Origin of the sequence: Paraburkholderia phenoliruptrix (assembly GCF_019511605.1) — a bacterium.
Taxonomy (GTDB): domain Bacteria; phylum Pseudomonadota; class Gammaproteobacteria; order Burkholderiales; family Burkholderiaceae; genus Paraburkholderia; species Paraburkholderia phenoliruptrix_A.
On the sequence record NZ_JAEUAV010000022.1, the window covers coordinates 34,388 to 48,425 of the forward strand.

Here is a 14,038-nt window from a genome sequence, read left to right on the forward strand (position 1 = left end):
GCTGTGCGGCGCTATTGCCACGCTTCCGGCGTGCCGCCGAGCGCGCTGCATACGTCGACGGCAATCGAGCGCAGCTTGCCTTCCGCAATCGGTCCCGACAACGCGTAGCCCATGCCGTCGCTGATCCAGTAGAAGGTGCGGCGGTTGCCGTCGCGCAGCAGGCGAAATGCGGTTTCGTTGCGCGCCGTGCCGCTCACGTACAGCGTGAGGCGTGCGCCGCTGCGGTTCTCGTACATAAATTGCGCGGCGGGCCCGGTCTCGCCGGGCAGAAGCCGGCCGCCCACCAGCGTATAACCGTACTCCTGCAGCGACGGCACCGAAAGCGGCCGGTTCAGGCGCTTCGATAGCCAGTTGATCAGATGCTCCTCCTCGCTCGCCGCGACTTCCACCGGATGACGCCGCTCGGGCGTGTAGACGGCATACGCAATGTCGGCGCGTTCGGCGAAAGCCGGCGCCCGCGCGCCCAGGCCGTTCCACGCACCGCCCGTCAGACGCGGCGCGAGCGGTCCCAGCGCGAGTGCGAGCCCGGCACCCGTGGCGAGCCAGCAGGCCGCGAGCCCCGCGCGCCGCCACCAGGGCGTACGCGGACGCAGCACGATGACGGCCGGCTCGTCGGCGGCGACGGAGGCCTGATCGTCCGGCAGTTCCGCGTGGTTCGACGAATCGTGCTGCGTACCCTCGCGCAGCGGCGCGCCGCACAACGCGCGCAGCGCCGCCTTCTGCGCGCGCCACGCGGCCACCCGCGCGGCGGCTTGCGGATGTTGCGCGAGCAACGCGGCGACGCGCTCGCGCTCGGCAGGCGTGAGTTCGCCGTCGACGAACGCCGACAGCGCTCGCAGATCCACCCCGTCGGGCATGCTGGCATCGTGGTCGTGATTCATCGCGGATTTCTCACTACTTTCAACGGCGGCTTGCGCGCCGGCCCTTGCGCGGCGCCGGTCGTGGGCTCAGTGGTGGGCCCGGTTGGGGGCCCGGTTGTGGGCCCGGCTGTGGGCCCGATCGCCGGCGCTTCCAGCAGCACCCGCAAATGCTCGCGGCCACGCGACAGACGCGACATCACCGTGCCCACCGGCACGCCGAGCGCCCTGGACGCTTCCTGATACGTCAGTTCCTCCACGCAGACGAGCAGCAGCACCTCGCGCTGCTCGAGCGGCAACCCGTACAGCGCGCGCTGCAGATCGCGCAGCACGAGGCCGTCCACCTCGCGTTGCGGGGCTTCGAGATTGCGCCAGGGGGCGCTTTCTTCGTCGACGGCAATTTCGCGGCGGCCGCGCAACTGATCGATATAAAGATGCCGCAGGATGGTGAGCAGCCACGCGCGCAGGTTGCTGTTCGGCCTGAACGCCGCCCAGCGCGCAAGCGCGCGCTCCGCCGTATCCTGCACGAGGTCGTCGGCCCAGGCGCGGTCACCCGTCAGCGCGCGCGCGTAGCGGCGCAGTTGCGGGAGCCACGAGATGACTTCGGCTTCGAAGCTCACCCGGTGCGCAAACGCTCAGTAGCCGCCGGCGCTGCCGCTGCCGCCGCTGCCGCCGCTGGAGCCGCTGGTGCTGGAGGCGCCGCCGTCGGTCGCGGACGAGCAGCCGCTGGTGGCGAGCGAAGTCAATGCAAGCGTGAACAGCATGACGAGCATGCCGAGTATGCGGGTCGATTTCATGTGAGTCTCCAGATGGGCCGAAGCTGTGGCTCGGCGGTGTGAATGCCTTGCCTGTCTTAACGCGGCAGCCCGGTGCTTTATTCCGACGCTGCGCACGTACTGCCCGCTTTTTCCGCCATTGGCGCCGGCAAGCAGCCGCTCTGGCGGAACAAGCCGGCCCATCGTCCGCTGATTTGGTAACTCAACGTTACAGTCAATAGTTATCAGGTGCTTATGTCCGCGCAAGCCGTTATAGTGGACGCAGTTCGCCCGCCGAGGCGTTCTGCCCCCACACAGGGTAGAATCGCGGCGAACCACCGTCTTTCTAACCTGAATTGTCCATGGCTTCCGCAGAATCGCATCCGCAAAACGACTTCATGAACGCTGCGCGCAAAGAACGAAAGCGCGTTGAGATCTATCTCGTCAACGGCATCCGCCTGACGGGGTGCATCGAGTCGTTCGACCAATATCTGGTGATGCTGCGCACGCCCGTCGGCTTGCAGGGCATCTACAAGCGCGCCATCTCGACGATCCAGCTCGACACCGGAACCCGTCCGGCGCCGCGCGCCGGCCGTCCGTCGCATGGCGAACACACCACGCGCGGGCCGCACGGCTCGCGTGAACCCCGCGAGCATCGGGAGCCGCGTGAACCGCGTGAGCCGCGCGAATCGTACGGGGCGCCATCGGAGCGGTCATCGTCCGAGCGCGGCAGCGGCCCGGACGGGCCGGTGGTCGTCACGCGCCGGCGGCGCCTGTTCGGCACGGGTGGCGACGGCGGCAACCACGGCAATAACGGCGGCAACGGCAGCCACCAGTAAGCAGACAGGTCAACGGTAAGCGGCCGCCACGGCGCCGCTCAAACTGCTGCGTCACTTGTGGGAATGATCCAGCCGCTGCAAGATTTTCTCCACTCTCGCCACCTGCTGTTCCGACAGCTCGAACCTGCACTTCACCGCCAACAGCCGGCGCCGCCAGTAGCCGGCGTCGAGCATCCGTTGCGCCGGCTGCCTCGTTGCCCAATCCAGATGGTCCAACTCCGCTTCCACCACGTGTGAAGCGTTCAAGCGCTTCGCGCGTTCGGGCTTCCTGTTCATGGTGTTCGCTGCCTTGTCGTTGGTCGTTGGTCGTTGGTCGTTGGTCGTTGGTCGTTGGTCGTTGGTCGTTGGTCGTTGGTCGTTGGTCGTTGGTCGTTGGTCGTTGGTCGTTGGTCGTTGGTCGTTGGTCGTTGGTCGTTGGTCGTTTGTCGATTGCGTTCGCGTCCCTCCACAAGCCGGACGTTGCCGATGCGTCGCTGGTGGCCTCGCGGACCGGGGCCGTGCGACCGGACGGTGATTAGGCTGATCGGCACCGCGTTGCCGCGACACACGGAAAACGAGCCGGTGAGCCGGCGTTTCAAGTTTTGGGGCGAGTCAATCGTTGTGCGGCGGATGGCGCTTGAGGTGCAGCCTGTGTTTCGAATTGCGCGTGGACGGGTTTGGACGGGGTTTGGACGGAGCTTCGGCGCGGGTTCGGCGCGGGTTCGGCTTTGCGCACGTTGGTGCTTCGGCGTAGATCCATCTTACGCGCGGGCTTGCGCCTCCCAGCCGGCTGTCCCGCGCGCTCGGTCGGCACGGCATGGCCCGATGGATGCGCGCGTCCTATGCCATCCGGCTAATGTCGCCGTCGCAGCGTTTGCGCTATGCTGAACCATCGATTGTCTCTACAGGGAGCCCGTCATGCCGAGCAAAAAGCACAGCGCACCAACCTGCGTCGCCAAGCAGTCGGACCAGCCGCTCGACTCCACGGAGAGCCGCCTCGACGAGGCACTGGAAGAAAGCTTCCCTGCAAGCGACCCGATTGCTGTTCATGAGCACGACGGGCATCAGTCGTCTGGATTGCGACCGCAGTCCCCGTCGCGACCGCAACAGCCCGTGGCAGAGAAGAAGCGGCGTTAGCTGCGCGCACGGCGTTAAGAGCCATGCCCTGCAGCCATGACTCGCGCAGTCCGCGAAAAGAAAGTGATGTGACTCGACCCAGGCAGCATTGGCCGGCGTCATCGGCAAACGCCCCGGCAAGTCGCATATCGCGCTAGCTGTCGTTAGGCGAGGCGCGAGGCGTTTCCGGTTCGGAAGCTCGGTCTATGCACCATAGGTAGTCGCATCTGCGCTGGCGCAATCCCGTGCCAGGCCCTCTAGGGGCGGCCTGACTGCGCCGGCCGTTTGAAACACAACGTCGCTCCCAGCTCGCGTCAAGCCCCCACGCTGTCACGCTGTCAGGATCAATGCACGGGCAAGCCGCTTTCCAGTTGGCGTTGCAGTTCGCGCACCTGGCGCTGTGCCGCACGCAGTTGCTCCTGCGCGGCAGCCTTTTGCTGGGCCAGCGCGGTCGCCTCGGCACGGGTCTGTTGCTGCTGGTTCGCGACGATAGTCTGCTGCTGACGCGCAACGTCGAGATCCGCCTGCAGACGATTCGCGCGGCTTTGCGACAACGCGATCATGCGCTCAGTGAACGCCTTTTGCGCTTCGAGTTGCGTGCGGCGAATTTCCACGTCCGACAGTTGCATGGTCTGGCGCACGAAATCGCGGTAGATCATTTCTGCGCGCGCCGAGTCCTGCGTCTTGATCACGCGCCAGAAGTTCTTCTGCTGGAAGAGCGCCACGTAGTAGGTCATCTCCTTGCCGTGGAACAGGAGGCTTGCGCCGTAACTGCCGTTGTACGTGGTGCGCAGCTCGCTCAGGTCGGAGCCCTTGATCATCTGCTGCAATTCCGCGACGTTCCCCGCGGCGGATTGCTTCGCCTCCTCCGGCGTGAGCGCCGAGGTCTGGACTTGCGTCTGCGCCGGCAGCGGCGTGGACGGCAGCGCGACTGTCGCACCCGGCTGGGAAACCACGCCCGACGCTGCGTTGTTATCAGGCTGGGCCTGTGCGCAGGCGCCTTGTGCTACCCCCAACGCCATGATCGCAGCCACGGCGATCTGTCGTAGTTTCGACTTGTGGTCCATGTAATTCCTGCTTCAACAGTTTTTGTTTTAGTTCCCAATCGTCTCATTATTACTCACTTTCGCGAATTTCGGGCTCCTCGTCGAAAATTTGGTACTTCCGCATCTTCTCCCACAGCACCTTGCGGCTGATGCCCAGGTAGAGCGCCGTATCCTGGCGCCGCCAGCCGTTGGCTTCGAGCGCGGCGATCACGCGCTCGCGCTCGGCCATGTCCCATTTGCTGCGGTCGACCAGCACCTGGGCCGCGCTCTCCGCCGGCACCGGCTGCGTGCTGCGGGCGAGCGCGAGCAGACGCTGCAGGCGCGCGGCGTCCCATGCGCCGATCTGGCGCACCGTCACGCCAATGCGTTCCGCGAGGTTGCGCAACTCGCGCACATTGCCGGGGAAATAGGTATCGGCGACAGCGTCCGCGAGCCAGTACGGCAGATCGGGCAGACTGGCGAGCCGCTCGGCGCCCACCACCTGCGCAATGAACGCCTTGAAGATCGCGATCTTGTCGACCGCGCCCCGCTCTTCAAGCGACGGAATCTTCAGCTCGATCACCGCCAGCCGGTAGTACAGGTCCGCACGGAACGTGCCGTCCTTCACGAGTTGCGGCAGATGCTTGTTGGTCGCCGCCACGAGCCGGAAGTCGAGCTTCACCGGCGTGGCCGAGCCGATCCGCGTGACGGCGCTGTCTTCGAGCACGCGCAACAGCTTGACCTGCTGATAAAGCGGCAAGTCGCCGATTTCGTCGAGAAAAAGCGTGCCGCCGTCGGCCTGCTCGAAATAGCCTTTGTGTGCGACGACGGCGCCGGTGAACGAGCCTTTCGAGTGGCCGAAAAACAGCGACTCGAACAGGCCGTCGGGAATCGCGCCGCAATTCACCGCGACGAACGGGCCCTTGCCATAGCGGCTGTGCTTCTCGTGCAGCAACTGGGCGATGCGCTCCTTGCCTACGCCGGTCTCGCCGTGCACGAGCACGCTCGTATCGCAGTCGGCGAAGGTGTCTACTTCGTGCAGCAGCGCCTGCATGCATTCCGAGTTCGCGATCATCGCGTCGGATTCATGCGTCTTCGCGCTGTGTGCGCGCATTTGCAGCACGAGCTTCGTCACCATGCCGCGCAGCTCGGCACAGGTGAAGTCGAGCGGCAGAATGTGCGAATACTCGGCCGGGTACATGGACGGATCGTGGTCGCGCGGCGCAGCGCCGACCCACACGACCGGAATGCCGTGCGCCGCCTGCCAGTCGCGCATGATCAGCGCACCGCTGTCGATCACCGAAACGCTGATGATCGCAAGCGAAGGCCGCTGCGCGCTGCGCTCAGGCGAGATGGCAATGTCGTCCGCACGGATCACCTCGACGTCGAAGCTGGCCATGCAGCGTGCGACCCGGTCGAGGATGTCGGCCTTGCCCTCCCAGACATAGATGTCGAGTTCCTCGATTTTGGTGGTGGTTCTCATGGTCGCCGAATCAATAAACCAGTTGTGCCTGACCGCAGGCAAGTCCGAGATCGTGAACCGTGCTCACGCCGAGCTGCACGCCGAGCAGTTGCAGAAGCGGCACGAGCAAGAGGTCCAGAGAATTCAGCACAGGCGTGAGGACACCGGCGAGCGCGCTGAGAAGCGGCGCTGCGAGCCCGGTAATGTCGATGCCAAGCGCCGTGGCGTGCATCGAGCCAGCGAGCCCGCTCGCGAGCTGACTCAAAAGGCCGCTCGTGGCCGAACCGAGCGTGTTGCTGTTGATGCTCTGATAGTCGTCGCTGTCGCCGCTCACGTTGTCAAAGCGCAGCACGCCGGGCGCGGACTGCATGCTCAGATTCATGCCGTTCTCCGGCGAGCTGGTGCCGACGCTCACGTCGATCACGCCAAGGCTGAAGAGCGGCACGCTCACCGACGTCACGGACGCGGGCTTCGAGCAGCTCGTGGGCGCCGTCGAATTGGTCAGATTGCCCGCCGCGTCGCCGCCCGCGCAGAGCGACACGAGGCCTGGCGTCACCGCGACCCAGCTGTAGCTCGTGGCCTTCTGCGTCGAACACTGGGTAGCCTGCAAAGCGGCGGTGCCGGGCGCGACTTCGAGATAGATAGGCAGATTCAGAACACTCACGTTGACGAGCGACGGAAAGCCCGCGCCAAGACCAACGTTCAGGTTGACGAGTTGCACGTTCAGATACACCTGCACCGACGCCGAGTGCGCGCTCGTGCGGGGGGTGCCGTCGGCATAGGTGCCGGCCTCGCCGACCGCGATAGCCGGCGGCTTGAGAATCCGCGCCTGCGCTGTTACGTTCGCGAGCGGGCTCAGATTGAGCGCGGTGCCGAGATTGAGCGCGGAAGTGCCGTGCGCGATCTCGGCGGCGACCATCAGCGCGTCGAGCGCGTTGATGGTGGCGGAGGCCGCGGCCTCAGGATTGGCAAGCCCAATGGCGAGCAGGCCGCTCGCGCCCGTGGTGTCGCCAAGATTGACCTTCGTCGATCCCGTCGATGCGCTCGCAATCGTGTTGAGCCCGCTGATCACGCTCGCGCTCGCCACGTTGCCCTGACCTAACGCCGTCGCCATGGCGGTGGCGAGTTCTGCCACCGTCACCTGCGTCCGCAGCAACTGCGACATCGAGGCAACGCCCAAGGCGGCGGCGAGTTCCGACAACTTCAACTGCGCGGTGGCGAGCCCTTGATACGAGCCGACGTCGAGATTCACGCTGCTGCCGAGCAGGGCGCTCAAGAGTCCGTTGAGCGCACCGCCGGACAGGCCGGCAATCGACGTGCTCAGCGAAAACGCGCGAACGTTGGTGGCCTGTGCGACGGCGCTTGCGCTTAGCTCACGCGTCTGGCCGATCAGAAACAGAAACGGCACCGGCCGGCTCACCACGACCTGCAATGCATTGATCGGCGCACCCGACGCCGCGAAATACGACTGGCCTGCATTGGCCGACGGGTCCCATCGTCCGCAGCTCGACTGCACTGTGCCGTCTGCGGGCAGACCGTTGGCGCTCGCGTTCAGTTGCGCCGAGTTCGCGGCCGCGGCACAGCCGCCCGCGCTGGCGATCAGCTGCACGCCGGCTGCGGCGGCCAGATCGGCGGTACGTTGCAAGTCACGGCGCGCGTAATAGAAGTGGCCGATATCCACCGCGCCCAGCGCGATCACCGCGAGGCTCACCCACACTGCCGCCAGCAACGCGATCGCGCCACGCTGCCGGCGCGCGACGACGCCGGCCACGCCGCGACGCCGCGCGCGCGGGGAGCGGGGCCCTGCGCCATGGCGACAGGCAGGAGCGCGTGATCGCATGTCAGTTCTGCGGCAATTGCCCTGTCAGGCCCACACCCTGGCTACCGCTATTGCCCTGGCTGAGCGCCGAGCCATACAGATCGGGAATGCGCGATCTGAACGACTGCATGTAACGCCGATATGCGAGCCCGGCCTGTTCGCCGGGCATCGGCTGGGCGGCTGCGGCCTGCGCGTTGCTGCGCTGAAGCGCGAGCCACGCCGAGGTAGCATGCCCGACTTCGCTGCGCTCGAGCTGCGGCTCGCCGCTCGGCGCTGACTGCGCGCATACGTTGCCGGCGCCGGCACCGACCGCCGCGAGCGCGAGCAGCAACGCGCGCGCGACCAGACATTGGCGCAGCCGACATGGTTGGGTATTTCTCACGCTTTCCTCCGCGGCAGCGCCGCCTGTCATTGTGCGAACCGTTGCAGAAGACGCGGCGCCGGTTCCATCGTGTCGTGCGCGCTCGCCACCGTGCGCGCCGGTGCAGCCAGCAGACCCTGCGCCGGCGCCATGCCGCCCGAGCCGGCGCGTGCGCCAGTGCGGGCGGCAGCGACCTTCGCGGCGTCGGCGCGAATTGCCGCGCGCACATCGAGTGCGAGCTTCTGCTGGTTCATCAGCGCCTGCGCGTCGCTCACCTGCGCGCTCGCCAGCAGAAAGAGCGCGATATTGCTGACGATCTTTGGATTGGCGGCATCGAGTTCGGCCGCCTTCATCAACGGCACGCGCGCTCCCGCGACGTCGCCCGCCCGCAGGCGCGCGTAGCCCAGGTCGGAGAGCACCGTTGCATCGGTCGGTGCAACCAGCGCCGCCTGCTCCAGTTCGCTCGCCGCGCGGCCGAAGTCGCCCTGCCCGCCCGCAATCAGACCGAGGCCGCGATGGCCGCGCGCGGCCAGCGGCGTGTGCAGCAACTGTCTGTAGGCGGCCGCGCTCGCGTCGGGTTGATCGGTCATGCGCAGTGCGTCCGCGCGCAGCAGAGTCGAATCGGGCGAGACGCCGTACTGCTTTTCGTACGCATCAATATGCGCGAGCGACGCGAAGTACAGGCCCTGCTGCTGCATCCGGTCGATCAGGCCGAGATACATGCCCGGCGTGTCGGGCGCGGGATCGCGCCGTGCCTGCGCAAGCAGCGCCTCGCGCTCGGCCTGTGGGCCGACGCCGTAGCCGGACTGCTGCGACGCACACCCGCCGAGCAAAGCGAGCGCCGCTGCCGCGCAGGCGCAACTCGTCGCATGGAAAAATTGCTTCGGTATCTTGATCAATTTCATTGCTGTTTTTCCTAGCGATGCATCGTCTTGAGCGAGTGCGACACCGACAGCACACCCGGCCCCGCGGTGACGATCATCAGCGCGGGCAGCAGGGTCAGGATCATGACGCCGGTCATCTTCACCGCCATGCGGCCAATCCGTTCGCGCAGCATCGCGCGGCGCGTTTCGCGCAGGCGGTCGCCGAACTGCTTGAGGGGTTCCTGTACCGCGCCGCCGTGCCGGTCCACCTGAATCAGCAGGCGCACGACCGCGCGCAGATCTTCGTTGTCGAAGCTCGACGCGAGCCGCGCGAGCGACTGCTCGCGCGTGCGTCCGGCCGCGAACTGACGCTGCGCGATTTCGAGCTCGCCCGACAGCACCGGCAGGACGCCGCGAAAATCGTTGACCATCACCTGAAGGCTCTGATCGAGCGACAAGCCCACGCCCTGCAGCAGACGCAACAGGTCGACGAGCATCGGCAATTCGTCGACGACCGCGGCGCGGCGCGCGGCCGCGCGCCGGCGCAGCACCACCTTGGGCGCCATCACGCCGCAGACGAAAGCGACGATCACCGCCAGCACATAGCGCGGACCTTGCACCTGCGCATGAGCGAGCGTGCCCGCGACGAGCGGCAACACAACGGCGCCGGCGACGCGCGCGATCAGGAAGAGTCCGCGCGCGCGGGCATCGACAAAACCGCACTGTTCGAGGAGCCGCCGGTCCTCGTGCGCAACGAACTGTCGCCCCACCGGCGTATCGAGCCAGCGGGTGCCGGCGTTTGCGCATCGTTCGAGAAAGCCTTGCATGCCGCGCTGCCGTATGCCGGCGGGCACGGTCCCACGCGAGGGCGATGAGAGCAATGAGGGCGACGCATTCCACGCGGCCGCTGCATGGGCGCCTTTGCTTGCGGCCGCGGCGCTGTGCAGCGCGCGTTCGTCGAGTGCGTGAGCAAGCGTGCGGGCGCTGCGCCGCGCGGCCGCAAGACGCGCGATCAGCAGACCCGCGAGCAGCAGCAATCCCGTGGCGGCGAGAACGAGCGCAAGCGCGAAGAGCTGGTTCGGCTGCATCGTCAGCCCTTGAACCGGGCGAGCCGGTACAGCAGATATGCGCCCGTCATTTGCAGCGCGAATGCGAGGTAGAGAATCTGACGGCCGCCCGGATCGAACCACATGGAACCGAAGTAGCGCGGGTTGGTGAGAACCAGAAACCCGCCTATGCCGATGGGCAACATGCCGAGCACCCACGACGACAGTCGCGTTTCCGACGACATTGCCACGAGTTCGCGTTCCGCCTGCTCCAGATCGCGCATGAACGACGACATGCGATCGAGCATCACGTCGGCGCGGCCGCCGTACTTCACGGACAGCCGCAGCACCGCGCCCAGCAGTTCGAGTTCGCGTGCGCCGTACAGTACGGCGACGTGCGAAAGTGCGCGGTCGATCTCGACGCCCGATCGCAGCATGCGCGAAACGTGATCGAGACATTCGCGCAGCGGCGCCTCGGTGGTTTGCAGCGACGCCTGGAACGCGGCCGGTACGCTGTTACCGAGGGTGATCAGACGCACGATGCCGTCCAGAAACGACGGCAATTGCCGCACGATCGCCTGGCGGCGGCGGCTCGCGCGCATCGACATGATGAAATACAGAAACGCCGCGCAGCCCGCCAGCGTAACAGCGGCGGCGAGCGGCCCGCCCTCGGCGCCGGCCACGACGCACAAGACGGCGACGAGGGCCGCGACGGCGACAAGCGACGCACGCGCCTGACGCAGCCCGGCGCGGTTCAGCATCGCGGCGATTGCATAGCGCGCGCGGGCGGCCAGATAAAGCAGGTGCGCAGGCAGGCCGGCGTCTGCGGCGGGCGCCTGCGGTGCGAGCGCGATGCCGGGCGCAGCCGACGCGCCGCGCCGCGCGGCAGCGGACGCCGCCCCCGCTGCTGCCCCTGCTCCTGATCCCACTGTCCGGCCCGCAGCCATGCCCGAAGATGCAGCGAAGCCCGACGCATTGCGCGACCCGTTTGCCGCGGCACCTCCAGCGCTCCCAGCGCTGCCCGCGCCCGCGGTGCCCGAGGCACCCGGCATTGCGCCGACCGCTACTCGAGCCGCGGCACCCGTCTCAACGCCTACCGCCGCGCTCGATACCGCCGGCTGCGCGACGTTCATACGGCTGTCGATGAAGCGCTCGGCACTCACCTGCTCCTTGCGTTGCGCGCCGCGCTGCAGGATCAGCAGCGCAGCCGCTGCGCACAGCAACGAAAGCGCGGCAAAGATCAACGCCGCGCTAGACATTGAAGCCGCCGCCAAAACCGCCGCCTGCGAAACCACCGCCTCCGAACCCGGCTCCGCCGTTGCCAAACCCGCCGCCGCCGAAACCGCCATCCGCCGCGCCGCCCGCGCCGCCGAGCGGCTGACGGAAACGCGCAAGCTTCGGCGAATGCGGATGAATGCCAAGCGACACCCATTGGTCGAGCTCCTCGCCGTCCGCCGACAACGCCGGCTCGTAGCGGTAAAGCTCCTGGGTCGCAATGATGTTGTCCGACAGGCCCGTCACCTCGGTGATCGACAGAATGCGGCGCCGGCCGTTCGAAAGCCGCCCGATCTGCACGATGAAGTCGATCGCGTTGGCAATCTGGCGCCGCAGGCTCGACTCGGTGCCCTGGAAGCCGGCGAAGCCCGCAAGCATTTCGAGCCGGTACAGGCACTCGCGCGGCGAGCTGGCGTGGACCGTGCCCATCGAGCCGTCGTGGCCGGTGTTCATCGCCTGCAGCATTTCGAGCACTTCGCCGCCGCGCACCTCGCCCACGATGATGCGGTCCGGCCGCATTCGCAGCGTATTGCGCAACAGGTCGCGAATCGTCACCACGCCGGCGCCGTCGAAGCCGCCCGGCCGGCTTTCGAGCCGCACCACATGCGGATGGTTCAGCGAGAGTTCGGCCGTGTCCTCGATCGTCACCACACGCTCGGGCTCGGGAATGTGAAACGCCAGTGCGTTGAGCAGCGAGGTCTTGCCCGAACTCGTTCCACCCGACACCAGCACGTTGCAGCGCGCCTCGACCGCCGCCTCCAGCAACGCGCCGATTTCGGGACTATAGGTGCCGTTGCCGAGCAGATCGTCGGGACGCAGCGGGTCTTTGCGGAACTTGCGGATCGAAACGATAGGACCGTCTATCGACAACGGCTCGATCACCACATTCACGCGCCCGCCGTTGGGCAGGCGCGCGTCGACCATCGGATTCGACTCGTCGAGGCGCCGGCCAATCGGCGCGAGTATGCGCCGTACGATCCGCAGCAGATGCGCATTGTCTGCGAAGCGCACCGGTATCTTGGTGAGAATGCCGTGGCGCGACACATACACGTCGTTGTAGCCGTTGATCAGAATGTCTTCGACGGCAGGGTCGTTCAGCAGATCCTCGATAGGGCCGAAGCCCGCGAGTTCTTTGGTCAACGCGTCGGCGATCGCGCGCACCTCGACCTCGTTGATCGGAATGCGGCGCAACCGCACGAAGCTGTCCATCTCCAGATCGACGAACTGATTGATCGCGTTGCGCGACCAGCGGCCGAACTCGGCACCCAGTTCCTCGATGCGCGTGAGCAGATGTTCGTGCGCCGCATTCTTGATGTCCTGAAACTGCTGGCTGTGCGCGAACGACGGCGCGTTGTCGGCGAATTCAATCTCTTTTGCCATCGTCTATGACCGTCTGGAGGAAGTGGGAAGAAAGCGCCTGAGCGCGGCCAACGGCGACTTGCTGCGCGTGGACGCGCTCACGTGCGCCGGCCCCGCAAGGCGCTCGATCAGCGGTTCGAGCGCGCGCACGTACGGGTCGCGCGGTGCGGCGTCGGCAATCAGCAAGCCCTGGTTCGCGGTCTGCCCGAGCGCCACGCGCCGCTCGGGCAAACTCGCGAGAAGCGCAATGTCGAGGCGCTCGGCGATCCGCGCGGCGGCCAGCCCGAGCTCCGCGTCGAACCTGTTCACGATGAGCCTGACATTGGTGGTGTCCGCGCCCGCCTCGCGCAAGGACTCGAGCACCCCGACCGCCGACACGATGGAGGCGACGCCCTGATCGCAGACGAGCCACGCTTCGTCGCAGGCGCGCACGACCTGCGCGACGAACTCCATGTTCGAAAAGCCGCCGAGGTCGACGATCTGCTGGTCGAAAAAGGCCCTCAGCCGGTTCAGCAAACCAATCGACGACGAATAAGAAATCTCGCGCATCTCCGCGAGATTCGGCGGCAGTGTCGTGAACGCGAGGCCGCTCGTGTGATGCGACAGAGCGGTATGCACGAAGGTCTGGTCGAAGCGCCGCAGGTTGCGCACGGCTTCGACGAAATGAAAGTCGCTGCGCGCGTTGAGCATCAGCAGGCCGTCGCCGGCCGGCAAGCCCAGGTCGAACAAGGCCGCCTGCCTGCCCTGCTGCGCATCGCGCCGTTGCAGCATGACCGCCAGATTGGTCGCGAGCGTGCTCACGCCCATGCCCACGCGTGCGCCGAGCAGGGCTGTCACGCGGCCATGACGGCTCACCGGCTCGACCAGATTGTCGAGCACCTGCTGCGTGATGCGCAGCGCGTCGGCGGCAGGCGCCGACAGGTCGATGAAGTCGCGCACGCCCGCGCGCAAGGCGGCGAGCGCGCTCTCGGGCTCGGCGAGCGAGCCGGTTGCGACGATCTGCAGCCCCGGATACTGCGCGCGCACGGCGCTCGTCGCCGCGCTTGCCGCCGCGCCGCGGCCGCCCGAAAAATCCACGAAGACGAGCGACGGATTGAGCGTTGCGATGCGCTGCGTCAGCATCGCGGGGTCGAGCGTGACGGCTTCAACAGTGCCGGCGGACAGGAGCGTCTCCGACAGCCAGTGCACGTGCTCGTCGGCGAGCGACGCGAACATGAAACAGTCGGTAACGGCCCGCTCGGTCAATGAGTGCGTTCTTGCGTTCATCGTGCCCATCCTCTCG

The 14,038-nt window shown here is 66.8% G+C and carries 14 protein-coding genes; 1 reads left to right on the top strand and 13 read right to left on the bottom strand.

Annotated features, from left to right (window positions below; genetic code table 11):
• Nucleotides 1-11: 11 nt before the first annotated feature.
• The 3 genes from JNB89_RS23415 to JNB89_RS23425 are packed head-to-tail and all read right to left on the bottom strand — an operon-like array spanning nucleotide 12 to nucleotide 1,654.
• Nucleotides 12-881 (bottom strand): anti-sigma factor family protein, encoded by an 870-nt coding sequence (locus JNB89_RS23415; protein WP_220363768.1) that lies wholly within the window; start codon nucleotides 879-881, stop codon nucleotides 12-14.
• Entirely contained in the window at nucleotides 878-1,477 is a 600-nt protein-coding gene (locus tag JNB89_RS23420) for an RNA polymerase sigma factor (RefSeq protein WP_220363769.1), read from the bottom strand. Before JNB89_RS23420 ends, JNB89_RS23415 begins: the two co-directional genes overlap by 4 nt.
• Before the next feature lie 15 nt (nucleotides 1,478-1,492).
• Nucleotides 1,493-1,654: a hypothetical protein gene (locus JNB89_RS23425; protein ID WP_220363770.1), complete on the bottom strand. Its 162-nt coding sequence runs from the start codon at nucleotides 1,652-1,654 to the stop codon at nucleotides 1,493-1,495.
• A 320-nt stretch (nucleotides 1,655-1,974) separates the two neighbouring features.
• Here JNB89_RS23425 and hfq point away from each other — a divergent pair, with 320 nt between their 5' ends.
• Nucleotides 1,975-2,451, top strand: a complete 477-nt coding sequence (gene hfq / locus JNB89_RS23430; RefSeq protein ID WP_220363771.1) for an RNA chaperone Hfq — start codon at nucleotides 1,975-1,977, stop codon at nucleotides 2,449-2,451.
• A gap of 51 nt (nucleotides 2,452-2,502) precedes the next feature.
• On the opposite strand, the gene JNB89_RS23435 is transcribed toward hfq, so the two are convergent.
• The 10 genes from JNB89_RS23435 to JNB89_RS23480 all read right to left on the bottom strand — a co-directional run bounded on the left by JNB89_RS23435 (nucleotide 2,503) and on the right by JNB89_RS23480 (nucleotide 14,022).
• Nucleotides 2,503-2,727 carry a hypothetical protein gene (locus JNB89_RS23435; protein WP_013339533.1) on the bottom strand — a complete coding sequence of 75 codons (225 nt, stop codon included), beginning with the start codon at nucleotides 2,725-2,727 and terminating at the stop codon, nucleotides 2,503-2,505.
• A 1,163-nt stretch (nucleotides 2,728-3,890) separates the two neighbouring features.
• Entirely contained in the window at nucleotides 3,891-4,613 is a 723-nt protein-coding gene (locus JNB89_RS23440) for a DUF2968 domain-containing protein (protein ID WP_135893852.1), read from the bottom strand.
• 49 nt (nucleotides 4,614-4,662) lie between these two features.
• Nucleotides 4,663-6,054 (bottom strand): sigma 54-interacting transcriptional regulator, encoded by a 1,392-nt coding sequence (locus JNB89_RS23445; protein ID WP_135893854.1) that lies wholly within the window; start codon nucleotides 6,052-6,054, stop codon nucleotides 4,663-4,665.
• A 10-nt stretch (nucleotides 6,055-6,064) separates the two neighbouring features.
• Complete coding sequence (locus JNB89_RS23450; protein WP_220363772.1) at nucleotides 6,065-7,873, bottom strand: TadG family pilus assembly protein; 1,809 nt, start codon at nucleotides 7,871-7,873, stop codon at nucleotides 6,065-6,067.
• Nucleotide 7,874: 1 nt separating this feature from the next.
• Complete coding sequence (locus JNB89_RS23455; protein WP_220363773.1) at nucleotides 7,875-8,264, bottom strand: DUF3613 domain-containing protein; 390 nt, start codon at nucleotides 8,262-8,264, stop codon at nucleotides 7,875-7,877.
• Nucleotides 8,261-9,118 (bottom strand): pilus assembly protein, encoded by an 858-nt coding sequence (locus tag JNB89_RS23460; RefSeq protein WP_220363774.1) that lies wholly within the window; start codon nucleotides 9,116-9,118, stop codon nucleotides 8,261-8,263. Before JNB89_RS23460 ends, JNB89_RS23455 begins: the two co-directional genes overlap by 4 nt.
• A gap of 11 nt (nucleotides 9,119-9,129) precedes the next feature.
• Nucleotides 9,130-10,164 carry a type II secretion system F family protein gene (locus JNB89_RS23465; RefSeq protein WP_220363775.1) on the bottom strand — a complete coding sequence of 345 codons (1,035 nt, stop codon included), beginning with the start codon at nucleotides 10,162-10,164 and terminating at the stop codon, nucleotides 9,130-9,132.
• A gap of 2 nt (nucleotides 10,165-10,166) precedes the next feature.
• Nucleotides 10,167-11,381: a type II secretion system F family protein gene (locus JNB89_RS23470; RefSeq protein WP_220363776.1), complete on the bottom strand. Its 1,215-nt coding sequence runs from the start codon at nucleotides 11,379-11,381 to the stop codon at nucleotides 10,167-10,169.
• Complete coding sequence (locus JNB89_RS23475; protein WP_220363777.1) at nucleotides 11,374-12,777, bottom strand: CpaF family protein; 1,404 nt, start codon at nucleotides 12,775-12,777, stop codon at nucleotides 11,374-11,376. Before JNB89_RS23475 ends, JNB89_RS23470 begins: the two co-directional genes overlap by 8 nt.
• Before the next feature lie 3 nt (nucleotides 12,778-12,780).
• Complete coding sequence (locus JNB89_RS23480; protein ID WP_220363778.1) at nucleotides 12,781-14,022, bottom strand: fimbrial protein; 1,242 nt, start codon at nucleotides 14,020-14,022, stop codon at nucleotides 12,781-12,783.
• Nucleotides 14,023-14,038: the final 16 nt, after the last annotated feature.